The sequence below is a fragment of the Parabacteroides sp. Y3-G-102 genome (assembly GCF_023656845.1).
Taxonomy (GTDB): domain Bacteria; phylum Bacteroidota; class Bacteroidia; order Bacteroidales; family Tannerellaceae; genus Parabacteroides; species Parabacteroides distasonis.
Genome location: NZ_JAMOKU010000002.1, coordinates 38,911 through 54,138, shown reverse-complemented (window position 1 = coordinate 54,138; position 15,228 = coordinate 38,911). Strand labels below are relative to the sequence as shown.

Sequence of the window (15,228 nt, the reverse complement as noted above, 5' to 3'; positions counted from 1 at the left end):
AAATAATGAAGAAAAAAGAAGGATTATCTAGGTTACTGGAAATTGCGGGAGAAAAAAAAAGTTTATTGCTTTTCTCCGGGTTATTTTCCGCTATAAGTGCATTATGTATACTTATACCATTTTGGTCTATATATGAAATATTAAAGGAATTGCTTGTTCATGCTTCTGATTTATCTACGATAGATTCTGAGCTAATGATCAGTTGGGGGTGGCTTGCTTTTATTGCTTTGATTGTGGGTGTACTATTTTTGTATGCGGGATTAATGTTATCTCACATAGCCGCCTTTCGTATTTTATATGGGTTAAAAATAAAACTTTCAGAGCATATAGGTCAGTTGTCTTTGGGATATTTAAATTCGACATCTATCGGTTGTATAAAGAAAATCATGGAACAAAATGTCGAAAAAATAGAGCATTTTATAGCTCACACTATTCCCGATTTGGTGAATGTGTTTGCAACCATAACTTTTATGTTTATTATCTTTTTTTCTTTAAATGGTTGGATGGCATTCACCGCTCTATTATGCATACTTTTAAGTATAGGAATGCAATTTTCTAATTTTGTAGGGAAAAGAGCTACTGCACTTACGAAAATCTATTTTGATGTCCAAGAACGCATGAGTGCTTCAGCTGTTCAATATGTGAGAGGTATGCCAATTATAAAGATATTTGGACAAAGTATACGTTCTTTTCGGCAGTTCAATGCCGAAATCGAAGCGTATAAAACATTTGCTTTAAAATGCTGTAATAACTATCAAAATGGTATAATTGCATTTATTATTCTGTTGAATTCAATAGTCACGTTTATTCTTCCTGTAGGAATATTAATAATGACCTCTGATCCTAAAAACATCTCATTAGCTGCAATTTATCTTTTTTTCATCGTGATGGGGCCCGGAGTAGCTTCCCCTGTATATAAACTCGCATTTTTAGCTTCAGGAACTGTAGAAATTAATGAAGGAGTAAAACGTATAGACAAAATATTTGAGGAAAAAAAACTATGTGAACCAGTTGTTCCTCAAATACCTCAGACGTATGATATTGAATTCAGAAATGTAAGTTTTGCTTACGAAGATAGAGAAAATATGACAAAGACAGAAGCGCTGAAGGATATCTCTTTTATCGCTCGACAAGGTGAAGTAACAGCTTTGGTTGGACCTTCTGGGTCAGGGAAGTCAACAATAGCCAATCTCATTCCTCGCTTTTGGGATGTTTCCTCTGGAGAGATTTTAATAGGGGGAATAAACATAAAAAATATTTCCTCACCCCAATTATTGGAGATCGTGTCTTTTGTATTCCAAGATACGTTTCTTTTCAATGATACCATATATGCCAATATTACAGCAGGAAATACTCAAGCTAGTTTATCGGATGTTATACAAGCTGCTCAAGCTGCCCAATGTGATGATTTTATTCGAAGTCTTCCTAAAGGATATGATACGATTGTCGGAGAGAGAGGCGTTTTTCTTTCTGGAGGAGAGGCACAACGAATTTGTATAGCTAGGGCTATTTTACGAAATTCTCCTATTTTAGTATTAGATGAAGCAACAGCTTTTGCTGACCCAAAAAATGAATATAAAATACAACAGGCCTTACAAAAGTTAATAAAAGGTAAAACTGTTATTATCATAGCTCATAGATTGTCTTCTATCACCTCTGCTCATCAAATTCTTGTTTTTAAGGAAGGATGTTTAGTTCAAAAAGGAAGACATGACGAACTTCATGTTACTACAGGCATATATAAAAATATGTGGAATGCTTATATAAATGCACATAACTGGAAGTTAAATCTAAAAAAATGAAATAATATGATTACAAAGGCTATAAAACATATTACTATAGGACAAACCAAACGTTTATACAAGCCTGTGGGGTATACAATGCTTGCAAACTTTATAAATATAGTTCCCTTTTGTCTTTCAATAGAAGTTATAAATACCCTTTTTAAAGCTTTTGATGGAACTGGAACTCCTCTAAACATATCTAAATTATGGGGGCTGATTGTGATAATGTTTGTATACATAATTTTTATGATTTTTGGAGAAAAGAAATCCTATAATGCAAATTTCCGGGAAGCATACAATATTAGTGCAGAAGGTCGTATTGCTTTAGCCGAACATTTACGCAAGTTGTCATTAGGTTTTCTTTATAAAAAAGATTCTGGAGAATTATCTTCCATGTTAATAACTGATTTTGCTATGACAGAACAAGGGATGTCGCACCATCTTCCTCAATTGCTTGGTGCACTGGTCATGCCTATTTTTGCTTTTTTAGGTTTATTGTTCGTAGATTGGCAGATGTCTATTGCTATGTTTTTATCCCTTCCTATTTCTTTTTTAATACTTATTTTCACTTCTAGTATTCAAAAGAAACTAGGGCAAACTCAAATTCTGGCTAAAATACGTGCCAGTAGCAGAATGGAAGAATATTTACAAGGTATACGTGTTATCAAAGCATATAATATGACTGGAATAAAGTTCATCCGTTTACAGGAAGCATTTAATGATCTCAAACGTGCGAATATCAAAACAGAAGCTCTGATTGGACCTATTGTCATGTTGTCTGTAACCCTTCTTCGTATGGGACTTACTTTGATGATATTATGTGGTACATACCTTTTAATTGGAGGAAAACTTTCTGTTGCTATTTTTGTGATGTTCCTTATCGTTGGCTCCAGAGTTTTTGACCCACTAACATTAGCACTAATCAATCTTGCAGAATTCCGTTATTATTCTATTGCAGGTGAACGTATTTTGAATTTACTAAATGAACCAGAAATGTCAGGAACACAAGATGCTCCGGAACAAGGAGATATTATATTTAGAAATGTATCTTTTGGGTATAATGATAAATATATCCTACATGATATAAGTGTTACAATGAAACAAGGTTCTTTAACTGCTATAGTTGGGCCTTCTGGAAGTGGAAAAAGTACATTGATGAAACTTTGCGCTCGGTTTTATGATCCTGATAAAGGTGTAATATTATTAGGTAACAAAAATATACGAGAGATTGATCCTGAGAAACTTATGCAACGCATTTCAATGGTATTTCAGGACGTATATTTATTTCAGGATACCATAAAGAATAATATTCGATTTGGTAAAGAGAATGCTACAGATAATGAGATAATAGAGGCGGCTAAAAAAGCTCAATGTCATGATTTTATAATACATTTACCTCAAGGATATGATACAATGATAGGTGAAGGTGGATGTACCTTATCTGGAGGAGAAAAACAGAGAATCTCAATTGCACGTGCTATATTAAAAGATGCTCCTGTAATTTTATTAGATGAAGCAACAGCTTCTTTAGATCCAGAAAATGAAGTGGAAATACAGTATGCAATCAATTCTTTAATACAAGGTAGAACTGTTATAGTTATAGCGCATAAACTAAAAACAATAAGTGATGCTGATAAAATTATTGTTTTAGATGGTGGAAATATTGTAGAACAAGGGACACATGAACAATTATTAAAAGATGAGGGATTATATGCTCATTTATGGGATATTCAAGAAAAATCCTGTAATTGGAAAGTAAATGTATAGAGATGGCATAAGGAAAATCAAAGCCGACTCCGGAGCTTTTTGGGGGGAGGCGGTTTGGCGGCGTTTCCGCCGTTAAACCGTCCTGTTTTCGTTTAACGAAAAGACAACTTGCTGTTTGCAGGAGCAGACCACGTTTATCCAATAATTATTGTGTATCAGCCCATTGTATGGCTATTCTCCTGTGATTTTCGGGGCATTTCCATCAAATATTTGCCGACAGCTCTCCCCATTAAAGGGTGGATATCTCTCCATAATTATGTGACTTACGCTCATAATTCAGGAATAAGGAGACGAATATACGGGAAATCTGTCCTTTATATACCCTATTGTCCATTAATGGATTGTTACTTTCACACATCTACAAATGGAGAGTGGCAGTGAGTCGTATATGCTTCATGGTTTTTCTGCATTATCTCCATTAATGCGTACATTTGTTTATATTCAAATGAGAGCATTTGCTACAACGTACAAATAAATTATATCATTGTTGCTTTTTTGTTATCCATTCTAATAAAGTAAGAATTAATTCGCTTATTTATAATGTGATAATGTGTTTAGTAGGTTAGTTGCCCACCAGCCTATGCGAAATACAATTAAGGCTATGAGCATCACGATTTTATCTATTCCTACAACAATCCCGGAAGTAAGTGAAGTGAACCAAAGTTTGGCAGCATCCTTTTCCATATTGGTCACTTCGTCCACCCCGGTCTGTTCCATGGTGGCTTCTATCAGATTAGGGTCGGAAGTTCCGCTGTGCGCCACATCCGCCTGTGCTTGCAGGCTGGTGTACATCGTATCTCTTGCATAGATGAGTTGCTGCACCTCCTGAAATTTATCCTCTATCTGTGTGGCTTCTGCCTGATACAGGTCATGAGTATAAGAGCCAATACAATTCGGGATATAGGATAGGAAATCCAACACGCACCAGTTACTCCCACTGTTTACCATACCCGTGTCTGCCGGAGGATACCACCAGCATAGGATAATTGAAATCGCCAATGGCTTGAACAACTTCATGATATCCAGCGGTTCGTTCTTGACCATCATCTTGTACGCCATGCCTGCTGCCATGACGATTGCAAACAAGGCCGCGAGTGCCATACACATTTGGAGGATCCACCAAAACGGGCCTTGTGAACCTGTGAAGGTGGCATCCGTCAGGAACTCGTTGGTCTGAAAAATCACATCATCAATCTCTTCTTCAAGCAGATTGATGCCGAAATCTGAAAGTATATCTCCGCTTGCCATCTATTTTTCCATTTAATTTTATCTGTTCACACTCTCGTTCTCATTTCCGTCTTCGTTTCCGTCATTATTCTGCGACCCTCGCACTGCTGACCGGGATTCATTCCAGCGACTCATGGCATTGCTGATAATGCTTCTTTTGTCTATCGGGCGGTTCTCCGTTGCCGAAAGGAGATTCTTCGTGGCATTGCGGTTGCTCAACTGGACGAGATATTTCACCAGTACATCGTTTTGCCGGGAGACATCGGCATAGATTTGCAGATACTCTTTCTTACGCTGCGCGTTGGGCATATAGGCATCCTTTGTTGCCTTGATTGCGCATTGATAGACATGGTAATAGTCATCCCACCGTTCTTTTTCTTTTGGCGAGCCGCCTGTCATCATTATGCGGTCAATGTTCTTCTGAAACTGCCGCATCTGGGATTCTATCTTGTCCTTTTCCGCAAGCCAGTCCAGATCCACTTGTCGGTCTGCCACATTCAAGGCTTCAATCTTGGCTCTGCTTGTGAGTGCGGAATCTATGGCTTCCGCTTCATCTACCTGCTGATAGGAAGCCACGCCTGCCGCCGTGCGGAATGTGAGTTTGTTCTTGACCGCTGCCGTTTTCTTGTACTTGTTGTGCAGCAACGTGTAATAAAGTTCCGGTTTGAGCGCACCGGCTCCGGTTTCTTCCACCGTGATTTGGTTCATCTTGGGCGAATCGTGGTTGTAGGTGACATATTGGGCGTTTGCCGCAATGGTTGCCACTAACAGCATCGTTGTAAAAATCCATTTCATAATTTCTCTATTTTTAGTTATCAATAATCCAGTTTACCTGATTGTCTCCACCGTCCGAAAGCATCGTCAATAAGTTCCCGTTTGGTCTTGGTACGATAGACTTTCTCTTTCCAGTAGCCGATACGAACCTGTATGTACCGCCAGGTCTCGAAATAGGCACGGTTCAAATGCTTCTCGATATTGTCAAGAGAACAGTTGATGCTGTTCAGCACCATCAGCAAGTCCGAAGTGGAACAAGCCGCCGCACCTGTGGCGTACAGAACCAAATCGCTCACGGATTTATATAGGTATTCTCCTTCTTGGGCTATCATCCGTATGGCTCCGGCATTGATGGATAATATCAGCGTGTCCGCCAACTCTATGTGTTTCCGCTTGATGACCTTCTCATTGAAATCTTCAAGCATCGCCTTGTAGTCGGATATTCTTTCGCTGACCCCTTTGTAGGTGGAATGTACATTCAATGCCGTGCGTAGGGACTGGTACATCACGTCAATCACATCGAAAGCTCTGGTGTACTTGTCCAGATCCACGTTCAGCTCCTTATAACCCACCGTTTCCTTACGGCTGTATTCATGCAGGAGTTTATTGCTGTGTTCCAAGGTGGAGCGAGCCAGCAAGAGACTTCGCTGTTGCTTGTGGTCATTGATATAGGCTTCAACCGTCCCCACATCAAAACTCCATTGCGCATTTGCGGACAGGGGTGCCAGCAGCATTATCAACAGTCCGAGTATATATGTCCTGCCTCTTTTCATCGCTTGCCCTCCTTAGTCTTTCTGTTTCGTGCGTTTTCCATCCAACGGTCGTGACATTCCTCCACGAGGGAAAGTCTGCGCCCCTGATCATCGTCAACGGGTGGCAGAACATCTTTCAGCACGTCAATGATACTACGCCTGTAGTGCATCATCTTTTCCAATGATACCAAGTCGGCGTAAATCTTCGTGAGCCGGGAATCCACTTCACGGGCTATCTCCAGCCGGTCGCTTGACCAAAGCAGGTGATACATATCGTTTGTTTTCGTGTCCTCCTGCGGTGCAGTACGGGCATATTCAGTCGTTATCTTGCACTTCGGATATTCTTTCGCGATTTCCGCTATGCGGTCATTTACCAGTTTCGTCTTTTCCTTGTCGCTCATGTCGGGGTCAAGTGTAATCACTTCCACCACATGGGTATCGGAATACTCCGTTGTCAAGTCCCAGGAGATTTGCAGGATAGCCCTGTGAATCTTGATGCCAAGGAAGTATTTGGGCTTTCGGGCGATTTTCAGTGTCGCCTTGAATGTGATGATGCCGTTGATATTCGGAATCGTGCCTTTTCGGACATAGGTGTAGCCGTTCCAGGAACCGTTGTCCTGCCAGGTGATATTGTAAGCAGTCTTGCAGTCTTGCATGATAGCCGGTATCCGGTAATAGTCATCGGTCTGCACATCGTTGTCGCTTTGGGCTTCTTCTTTTGCCTGTGCGATTTCCTCTTGTTTCTGCTGCCACGCGGCAAGTTCAGGTTTCAACCTGTCTATCTCCGCTTTGTTCTCATTGTATTTCTGACGGAGAGGAACGGCATCCTCCACACTGGCATTGGCAATCTGTTTGATAAGCGATTCGTTTTCCTTTTCCAATGCGGATATTTGTGACTGGAGCGCGTAAACCTTGTTGTCCGCTTCACGCTGCATGGCATCGAGTTCAGACAAATCCAGTTCCTCGCTTTCGGCTGTAGTCTTCATCGCGCACTCCTTGGAATGGGCGTTCAGCGTTTTTCCGCATTTCCGGCACTTGTACTGGGTTGTTCCCTGCCCAAGTGTCGCACCGTCCGAACAGGTGACACTGATTGTTACCGTCTCGCATCCTTTCAGTTTCTCTTCATTGGTTGCCTGGTAATAGTTCCGGCTGTCGGAAGCGATATAATAGACATAGCCGTCTTCGTTGTCGTTAAATTCAGACAGATGTGCATTAAGTTGAGCCTTGAATGTGTTCAAATCCATGGAATAGGAATCGAACACGTCTTCATAGACTATTTCCTCGTTGTTCCAGCTTTTCGTGACATGGATTTCGTAGGCGTATGCCTTCTTGGTCTGCTTCTTTCCTTTTTTAATGATATAGCTGGACTGGTAATAATTGATGGTGTAACTGAAGCCGTCATTGACATTGTTAAGCTGCTGCACCCTGTTCCTTGACCATCCGGCATAGCGTTCCGAATTGGAAAGGGCCTGCTCCTTTTGCGATGCGTTGGGATAGAAGTTCGGATCGCTTGTCTTGAAGCGGGTCCATTCACCACCTTCAAGGATGCTCTTGTCATCTGTCGGGGGATAATAGTCGCAGAGGGAGACACTGCCACGGTCACGCCTCGCGATGTACCATCGCTGGGTGTAGTAATTCCCGGCTGTTTCGTCCAGATAATCGGTAATCCACGAAGTGAGGTTGTAGTCGCTGAACTTGAACAATCCTGCCACATTTTCTTCACCACCCACGATGCCCAGTATGGTCTGTCCGGCATTGTTCTCCAGTTGCTCGAAAAGTCCGTTGTAATGCTCGTAGATGTCAATGACCTTGCTGACCTTCCCGTTCATCAGCTCGTGAAACGAGTTCTGTTGCAACAAGGCGTTCCCGATATTGGTGATTCCCGAAGTGGCAAGACCGGCTCCCATCCGGTAAAGTTTGTCCAAATCGGCTTTCAGGTTTTCCTTGGTGAAGTTGTCCGGCACTTTGGATATGTCATCAAAGAGCCGTTGCCAGTCCACGTTGCCTATTTCGGAGAGTTTTAAGATGGAGGCGATTTCTTCATTGATTTCCAGAAAGGCGATATCGGAGAAAGACAGTGTGCTGTTGGTGACAACGCTCTCGAACTGCATACAGAGGGATTTGGTGTCATCGCACACTTTCATCAGATAACTGCACCAATGGAGTGCGGTTTGTGGAGAACGGAGCATCAGCTTGGCGACAATCCATGTCTTCGGGATAATCTTGTGCGCCACCATGTGATAAATCCTGCGGTAGTAGTAATTTTCGGTGGCACTGCTCCAGATGCCCAAATCAGTGAGTGCCTTCCTCTCCAGGAACTTGCTGGCAAATATTCCGGCAGTGGCCACTTCCGAAGCCTTGTAGTGTTTCAGTATATTCTGCACCTGCTCGTCATAATACGCTTCTGCACCGGTTCCGGTACCGTAGGCGGCAACCATAGCGGCCACGGTTTTCGCATCGAAGTTCACGCTGTAATACTGGGCATGTGCTTGCTGTGCGAAAATCGTGGCTATTGTCATTATTATGAGAGCGAATCGTTTCATTGTTGTTTTGTCTTTGGTTGATGAAGATTCAATACCTTCCCGGCTGCATTCACTTTTTGGGCAAACGGCAGGGACTTGCTTATACCGGAAGCATCCCAGTCGGCACAATAGCGTTCAATAGCTTCTTGGTGACTGCATTGCAGTTCAGCCTTGTAGAGTTTCAACGCCTCTTTCTCAGCCCGTTCCGTGGTATAGGTCATGTAACACTCATGCGGCTCCTCTACACCATACACACCGCTGGTAGTGCCACGGCGGATAAAGACCTCACGAAAGAACGAACGCCCCTCTTTATTCTCCAGTCGGTTGATGGTAAAGATTTTCTTGCAGTCCACATCGGTCAGTCCGAGTATCGCCTTGATAGTATCAAAGCGTTCACGGAACTTGCTTTGGTCAAGCAACATTACCACATCGGAGTTGTTGATGATAGCCTCCTTGACAATCTCAGACCCGATGATGTCCTGGATTTCCTGTGTGACCACGCCCACTGAAGCCCAGAACTTTCGGGCGGTCTTATACATGAATTTGATGTATTCTGCCATAAGAGGGCTGGCTATGGCTTTCCATGCCTCCTCAATGACCAGGACTTTGCGGTTCTTCTTGATACGCATCTTTTGCAGGAACACGTCCATGATGATGAGTGTCACCAAGGGGAACAGGAGCGGGTCATCTTTTATGGAATCGATTTCAAAGACAATGAAGGTCTCATCAAACAGCGAACTGTCCATGCTCTCGTTCAGCGTCTTGTCGTGGTTGCCACCTCGATAGAAGTCTTTCATCATATACCGGTAGGTGGAAATGTCTATCCCGGTTATACTGTTTTCATTGCAGATGTCGGGAATGCGTTGTACGGAGAACTCATAGAACGTGTTGAATGACAGTGATTCCACTTTCAGTTCCTTTCTCCTGCGTTCTATCTCGTCTATGACAGTTTCTATCCGTGCGTTCAGTTCCGTTTCACTTTCAGCGCGGTTGCCGCTTTTGTTTCGCTCGTCAATCAAAAGGCTTTTGCGCAAATCCTCCCGTTGGGGTGGAGTGAAACCATCGAAACCGTTGAAGTAGGTATCGTAATATTCGGTGATGACCTGCTCGATCAGCCTGTCTTCCGTTTTGGTGACCGTCCCTTGGCTGCCTTTCCAAATCAGCAGCACGAGATTCTTCAGGAAACCTGTCTTTTCCACGTTCAATTCCTGCCTGTTGATGCGGAAAGGATTCATCGTAATCGGGCATTCCTCCGTGTAGGAGATATATTTTCCACCCAAATACTCGCACAGTCCCTCGTATGAGTTTCCGGTATCTACCATTACCACGTCCGTCCCTTGCTCGTGAAGCTGGCGCACAACGCTGTTCATGTGGAACGACTTGCCGCTGCCGGAAGGACCCAGACAGAAAAAATTGCTGTTGTCGGTCAATTTCTCCGCGCCCTCTTTTCCTGTGATGTCGATAGCCACAGGCACGCCTTGCCTGTCCGTGTAATATATCTTCAAAGGAGTTTTCTCGCTATGCAGGATGCGTTCCTTGTACATCAGACAGGCTGCCGCATCACCCAAGGTAAGGAAACGGTCATAGTCGGGACTCATACCATAACAGTTGCCCGGAAAGGAATTGACGAACAGCTCCAACTGGTTGTAGGCTCTTTTGGAAATATGGATGCCCATCCTTGAAAACTGGTTTTCCAGATGGTTGGTGCATTTGTGGAGGTCGGTGTCCGCGGACATGGCTACTACAAGATTGTAGTGCGTATAGACCAGTTGCTTGCTTTCCCTTGCCACCACCTCCTGCACGCGCTTTATGTCCTCTACCGCCATCTGATTACCGGGATTGGGCATACTCGCATGGCGGTTCTTCTTTTTGTCAAGCAAGGCCAGTTCCCTCTTTTGGTTGGGAATGAATATCATCTGGTTATACACCACCGCTTCGGTATTGGGAATGCCGGACACAACCGACACCAGATCCATCGGCATACTGCTGTTGTTGACCTCCACGTTGGTATAGGGACGGATGACAGACGGCAGGCTCACGTTATCCACATCCACAAGGCTATACACCTTGCACCGTTTGTCTCCCATGGAGATACATTCGTCATCCACCTTGAAGTTTGTCATGGAGACCACCTTGTCACGGAAGTTCATGGCGAAATAACGGTCAACATATTCATTGACTTCCTGCCTGTTCAGGAATCTCACCTGTACGCCGGCATCACGCAGCTGGTCGTGAACCTTGCGTATCTTTACAAGGAAGTCTCGCCACTTCTTGCCGTCAAAAGAAAACAGACGGCTTTTCTTGACTTCCTGTGTGATAGTCAGGTAACATTCGCTGTCGGTATAAGGTCTACCGTTGAAGTAACGGAAATAGGATGTGGAGAGAAATTCACGGTTCTCGTCGCTCTCTTCCGTAAATTTTTTCCGGATAAAAATATCCTGTTTGTGTATGGCATAGCCTTCTCCCAAAGTCTGGGCAATGGCGGTGAAAAGTTGCGTGAACTCATAGTAAGAGTCGATATTGGCGCAATATTTCTGTACCGGGTTCTCCAGTTTCAGCACGGCAGAATATTCTCCGGTCTTGGTATATATCACACCAATCCCGTCCGCTTCTTCCACGGAGAAATAGATGTCCTGAAAGATGCGTTTCCGCTTGCCGCCCGTTCCAAAGGCATAGACCGACACGGCCATGCCCACGCAAAGGGCAATGAAGACTATGAAAACATATATAATCATTCGGCTGTTTACAATTAAGGGCAGGCTGACCTATTGAAAGGTCAAGCCCACCCACGTTCAACATTCAATATATCCATTCATGGTCAAATGGTTTTCTGTTACATTTTCTTTGAGTAGGCATAGATGAACACCCCACGTTCCAGCCGTTTGCTGTGCAATCCCTTGCGCTGCTTGAACAGAATCAGTCCCACACCGCTTGTCACGGTGACGGACAGGACGATCAGGGCAAGGACAAATCCTGCAACACAGTAGGCTATGATGAAGCCGACAATGGCGATGCCTATCGTGGCTGCCGCCCAATAGATGTAGCGACCCTGAATACCCATAAATTCAAGGGGACGTTGCAGCCCCTTGAACAATGGATAATCCGGATAGTGTTCCTCTTTCCCGTTCATGATACCTGCGGTTTAGGAGAGTCCGAAGAACAGAGGAAGTGCCTGGGCTGCCGCGATAAGGAAGATACAGGCTCCGACCACCATCATGATCTTCTTCTTGACATCCTGCTCCTCGTTGTTCATCGCGATATATACCGAGATCGCACCCACTACGGCTACCACACCGGCAATGGCGTAACAGAGTTTCACCACGATAGGAACATACTTGGCGATTTCCTCGCTCACTTGGGTCAGTGCCGCTGTTCCGGCCGAGTAGTCTCCTGCGGTAGTCTGTGCCATCAAAGCGGTCACACCGCACATTACCATCAGGCAGGTCATCTGCGTTTTCTTTGAAGTCGCGATTTTCTTTGCGAATCGTTTTACTTTTTCAAACATACTTGTCTTGTTTTAATTGAACTTTATTGATTGTTTTACACTCGTGATTTTCTAAATTCGATAGCCGAAAAATGCCGGAAAGACTATTGTCGCACCGATGATGAAAAGGCAGGCTCCGACCAGCGTGAGTATATGCTTGGTGATTCCGTCCTCGCCCGTGTTCATCTTGATATATATCTGGAATGCGGCTATGACCGCAAAACCTCCTGCAACCGCATAAATGATGTACTGGACATAGAGCATCATCGTCACCACATAGTCGTGCATGGAAGCCAGCGCGTCCGCTCCCCACGAGTAGTTCACGCCGCCGCTTTTGGCGAAGACGGAACAAGGGAGCAGCGTACACAGTGCGCTTAGTATTCTTTTGCCATTGTGTCGGGTCATAGTTCATCAATTACGTTCTTGGTGGTTACACCTCCGTCCGGATGCAATTCTCCAATGCCATTTTGAATCATCAGCTTGTACAGCTCTGCGGAGTTATAAGGATTGGAGAAGGTGACCTGTGTCTCTTCCATGTTAGCCTTGACCTTGTTGTTCAGAGCCTCGATGACATCCTGTTTTGGCTTTTCGTCTGTGGGATTTGTTTCCTCCGACACATTCTGTGTCTCATCGATGTAGTGTGTCTCATACTCGTTGTCACCGATATTGAATCCCTTGTCGTTCTCCACCACGCTGACGCTTTCTTCCTCGTCAAAATCGCTCACGTCAAATTCTTCTTCTCCGGATTTTATCTTTTCCCCGTTTTTACCATAAAGGTCTCTTGCTATCATCACAGCGTAGTAGATGATGTATGCCACGGTCAGCGCAATGGCGAAGATGAAATATGCTTTCATATCTTGTAGTCTGATTTTAGAATATGATTAAAATATGAACGCAAAGGAAGTACAATAATTTCATACTACGAAATATCCTCGCGAAAAGCGGCTGAATATTAAAGATTATTCCGAGAAAATCTAAAATCATACTCAAATATCATACTTTAAGCGCATTTTTGAACCGAAATACGAGCCGGATTGAGACGAGGATGAAAGATGACCACTTTGCTTGGCCTTACGTCTTTTTTTGATTTCCACAAGAAGATATGATGAAAGTCTCTTATTCATCAATGACTATTAAACCAATCACTCGTTTCTTTGCTCAACTCGTGCAAAATCATTAACTTTGCAACAGATTTTCAAGGTGTTTGTGGTAATAAAAGACGAAAACGCAAAACTGCCATATATATTTTGAAAGACGAACAGAGGACAATTACCATTAAGCGGATAAATAATTATGGCACTTGCTATCAACATAGACGACCTGCTGAACAAACAGAGGATAGAGTCCAATCGGATTGAATTTAAGAAAGGTTGGAATCCGGTGAGCATATACCACAGCGTATGCGCTTTCGCAAATGATTTTGACGACCTTGGTGGCGGTTATATCGTGGTAGGCGTTGACACTGACGACAAGACTGGAGTTGCCATTCGGCCTGTTGAAGGAATACCCATTGAAGAAATTGATGACATCCTTCAGGATATGGTCGGCTATAATAACAAGATAGCCCCGTACTATATGCCTCGGACAAGCATGGAGGAAGTGGACGGCAAGACTGTACTCGTAATATGGTGCCCTGCCGGGATTAACCGTCCGTATTCTGTTCCGGAGAATGTAACGGCAAAGAACGGTTCCAAGGAATACTTCTATATCCGCAGTGGAACAAGCAGCATTATCGCCAAAGGTGAGGTGCTGGATGAACTTCGCGAACTTGCCAGTCGTGTGCCATTTGATGAAAGGGGCAACCCTGACATTCGTTTGGAAGACATATCCACTTTGCTTTTGCGTGAATACCTGGTGAAAGTCGGAAGCAAACTGGCAAGCGAGATTAACATCAGACCACTGCAAGAGATTCTGGAGCAGATGGACTTGTTTGTCGGCCCGAAGGAAAACCGTATGCTGAGAAACGTGGCGGCCATGATGTTCTGTGAGAATCCAAGCAAATTTTTCAAGCGGACACAGGTGGAGATTGTCTATTTCCCTGAAGGAAGGCTGAATAATCCGAGTAACCTTTACGAAGGAGCAGTCATCACAGGTTCTGTTCCGCAGATTATAGACCGTACTTTGGAATACTTGAAGCGTATGCTCGTGATGCAGAGTATCATCAAACCGGAGAATGACTATCGCAGCAGGAAATTCTATACTTATCCTTATCAGGCATTGGAAGAAAGTGTCACGAACTCGCTTTATCATCGTGACTATCGGGAATGGGAACCTGTCGTAATAACAGTAGAGCCGGATAGTATTACCATTCAAAATGTGGGTGGTCCGGATCGAAGTATATCTGCCGCTGACATTTCCCGTTGTGAGATTCTTGTTTCAAAACGTTACCGCAACCGTCGCTTGGGTGAATATCTTAAAGAACTGGATATGACCGAAGGGCGTTCTACGGGTATTCCGACCATACAAAATGTGTTGGAGAATAATGGCTCTCCTCGTGCAACCGTTGTCACGGATGAAGACCGCACATTCTTCCGCATCACGATTCCTTGCCACGAAGCTGCCGGAAATATAATAGCTGACATAGCCAACAAAGATGCTTCCGTGAAGGCATCAAGGCGAGGTGCACTCAAAAATGCACTGCAAACTGCACTACAAACTGCACCAGAAACTGCACTACAAATTTTGGAACAAATACAAATCAATCCCAAAGTAACCATGACAGACCTTGCTAATTTGACAGGTTATTCAAGAAGGTGGGTCGCCCAAACAATGAAGCAGCTTCAGGAATTGAATGTTATTAAAAGGGTAGGTTCTACTAAGACCGGCTATTGGGAGATTATAGCCAAATAGATAATAGGAAAAATCCATAACCAGGTTTACTTACACACATATCCACGAAAATCCCTCCTGTGCGGAGA

General features: G+C 43.7%; 11 protein-coding genes and 1 pseudogene. 3 read left to right on the top strand and 9 right to left on the bottom strand.

Translation table 11 applies throughout. The features are described from left to right. Positions 1-5: 5 nt before the first annotated feature. Together NBH16_RS01390 and NBH16_RS01385 are read left to right on the top strand one after the other, a co-directional pair. A complete protein-coding gene (locus NBH16_RS01390) occupies positions 6-1,802 on the top strand; it encodes an ABC transporter ATP-binding protein (protein ID WP_118171258.1) in 1,797 nt (598 codons plus the stop codon). Positions 1,803-1,808: 6 nt separating this feature from the next. After that, on the top strand, positions 1,809-3,551 hold the full coding sequence (locus NBH16_RS01385) for an ABC transporter ATP-binding protein (protein ID WP_004292670.1): 1,743 nt from the start codon (positions 1,809-1,811) through the stop codon (positions 3,549-3,551). A gap of 564 nt (positions 3,552-4,115) precedes the next feature. Here the strand turns inward: NBH16_RS01385 and NBH16_RS01380 are convergent. From NBH16_RS01380 to NBH16_RS01340, 9 genes and pseudogenes are all read right to left on the bottom strand, one after another. Further along, positions 4,116-4,799: pseudogene (locus NBH16_RS01380) on the bottom strand (hypothetical protein); the annotation flags it as partial. 18 nt (positions 4,800-4,817) lie between these two features. Beyond that, positions 4,818-5,573 (bottom strand): DUF5045 domain-containing protein, encoded by a 756-nt coding sequence (locus tag NBH16_RS01375; RefSeq protein WP_250787994.1) that lies wholly within the window; start codon positions 5,571-5,573, stop codon positions 4,818-4,820. A gap of 20 nt (positions 5,574-5,593) precedes the next feature. Then, positions 5,594-6,325 carry a hypothetical protein gene (locus NBH16_RS01370; RefSeq protein WP_103878085.1) on the bottom strand — a complete coding sequence of 244 codons (732 nt, stop codon included), beginning with the start codon at positions 6,323-6,325 and terminating at the stop codon, positions 5,594-5,596. Then, a complete protein-coding gene (locus NBH16_RS01365; protein ID WP_250787993.1) occupies positions 6,322-8,847 on the bottom strand; it encodes a hypothetical protein in 2,526 nt (841 codons plus the stop codon). The genes NBH16_RS01370 and NBH16_RS01365 overlap by 4 nt, the downstream gene beginning before the upstream one ends. Further along, on the bottom strand, positions 8,844-11,561 hold the full coding sequence (locus NBH16_RS01360; protein WP_250787992.1) for a TraG/VirB4 family ATPase: 2,718 nt from the start codon (positions 11,559-11,561) through the stop codon (positions 8,844-8,846). Before NBH16_RS01360 ends, NBH16_RS01365 begins: the two co-directional genes overlap by 4 nt. Before the next feature lie 98 nt (positions 11,562-11,659). Continuing rightward, positions 11,660-11,956 carry a DUF4133 domain-containing protein gene (locus NBH16_RS01355; RefSeq protein WP_196009390.1) on the bottom strand — a complete coding sequence of 99 codons (297 nt, stop codon included), beginning with the start codon at positions 11,954-11,956 and terminating at the stop codon, positions 11,660-11,662. Positions 11,957-11,968: 12 nt separating this feature from the next. Beyond that, the gene (locus NBH16_RS01350; protein WP_008770785.1) at positions 11,969-12,331 is read right to left on the bottom strand and encodes a DUF4134 domain-containing protein; all 363 of its coding nucleotides are present in this window, start codon (positions 12,329-12,331) and stop codon (positions 11,969-11,971) included. A 51-nt stretch (positions 12,332-12,382) separates the two neighbouring features. Further along, on the bottom strand, positions 12,383-12,715 hold the full coding sequence (locus tag NBH16_RS01345; RefSeq protein ID WP_008770786.1) for a DUF4134 domain-containing protein: 333 nt from the start codon (positions 12,713-12,715) through the stop codon (positions 12,383-12,385). Continuing rightward, positions 12,712-13,164 (bottom strand): hypothetical protein, encoded by a 453-nt coding sequence (locus NBH16_RS01340; protein WP_196010066.1) that lies wholly within the window; start codon positions 13,162-13,164, stop codon positions 12,712-12,714. The genes NBH16_RS01345 and NBH16_RS01340 overlap by 4 nt, the downstream gene beginning before the upstream one ends. Positions 13,165-13,603: 439 nt before the next feature. On the opposite strand from NBH16_RS01340, the gene NBH16_RS01335 reads away from it, so the two are divergent. After that, positions 13,604-15,160, top strand: coding sequence for an RNA-binding domain-containing protein (locus tag NBH16_RS01335; RefSeq protein WP_196010065.1), 1,557 nt, complete (start codon positions 13,604-13,606; stop codon positions 15,158-15,160). Positions 15,161-15,228 lie beyond the last annotated feature (68 nt).

Bases quoted from the DNA above. Each gene is read 5' to 3' on its own strand.
- NBH16_RS01360 (WP_250787992.1), bottom strand. From the start codon at position 11,561: ATGATTATATATGTTTTCATAGTCTTCATTGCCCTTTGCGTGGGCATG.
- NBH16_RS01390 (WP_118171258.1), top strand. From the start codon at position 6: ATGAAGAAAAAAGAAGGATTATCTAGGTTACTGGAAATTGCGGGAGAA.
- NBH16_RS01340 (WP_196010066.1), bottom strand. From the start codon at position 13,164: ATGAAAGCATATTTCATCTTCGCCATTGCGCTGACCGTGGCATACATC.
- NBH16_RS01345 (WP_008770786.1), bottom strand. From the start codon at position 12,715: ATGACCCGACACAATGGCAAAAGAATACTAAGCGCACTGTGTACGCTG.
- NBH16_RS01370 (WP_103878085.1), bottom strand. From the start codon at position 6,325: ATGAAAAGAGGCAGGACATATATACTCGGACTGTTGATAATGCTGCTG.
- NBH16_RS01335 (WP_196010065.1), top strand. From the start codon at position 13,604: ATGGCACTTGCTATCAACATAGACGACCTGCTGAACAAACAGAGGATA.
- NBH16_RS01385 (WP_004292670.1), top strand. From the start codon at position 1,809: ATGATTACAAAGGCTATAAAACATATTACTATAGGACAAACCAAACGT.
- NBH16_RS01375 (WP_250787994.1), bottom strand. From the start codon at position 5,573: ATGAAATGGATTTTTACAACGATGCTGTTAGTGGCAACCATTGCGGCA.
- NBH16_RS01355 (WP_196009390.1), bottom strand. From the start codon at position 11,956: ATGAACGGGAAAGAGGAACACTATCCGGATTATCCATTGTTCAAGGGG.
- NBH16_RS01350 (WP_008770785.1), bottom strand. From the start codon at position 12,331: ATGTTTGAAAAAGTAAAACGATTCGCAAAGAAAATCGCGACTTCAAAG.
- NBH16_RS01365 (WP_250787993.1), bottom strand. From the start codon at position 8,847: ATGAAACGATTCGCTCTCATAATAATGACAATAGCCACGATTTTCGCA.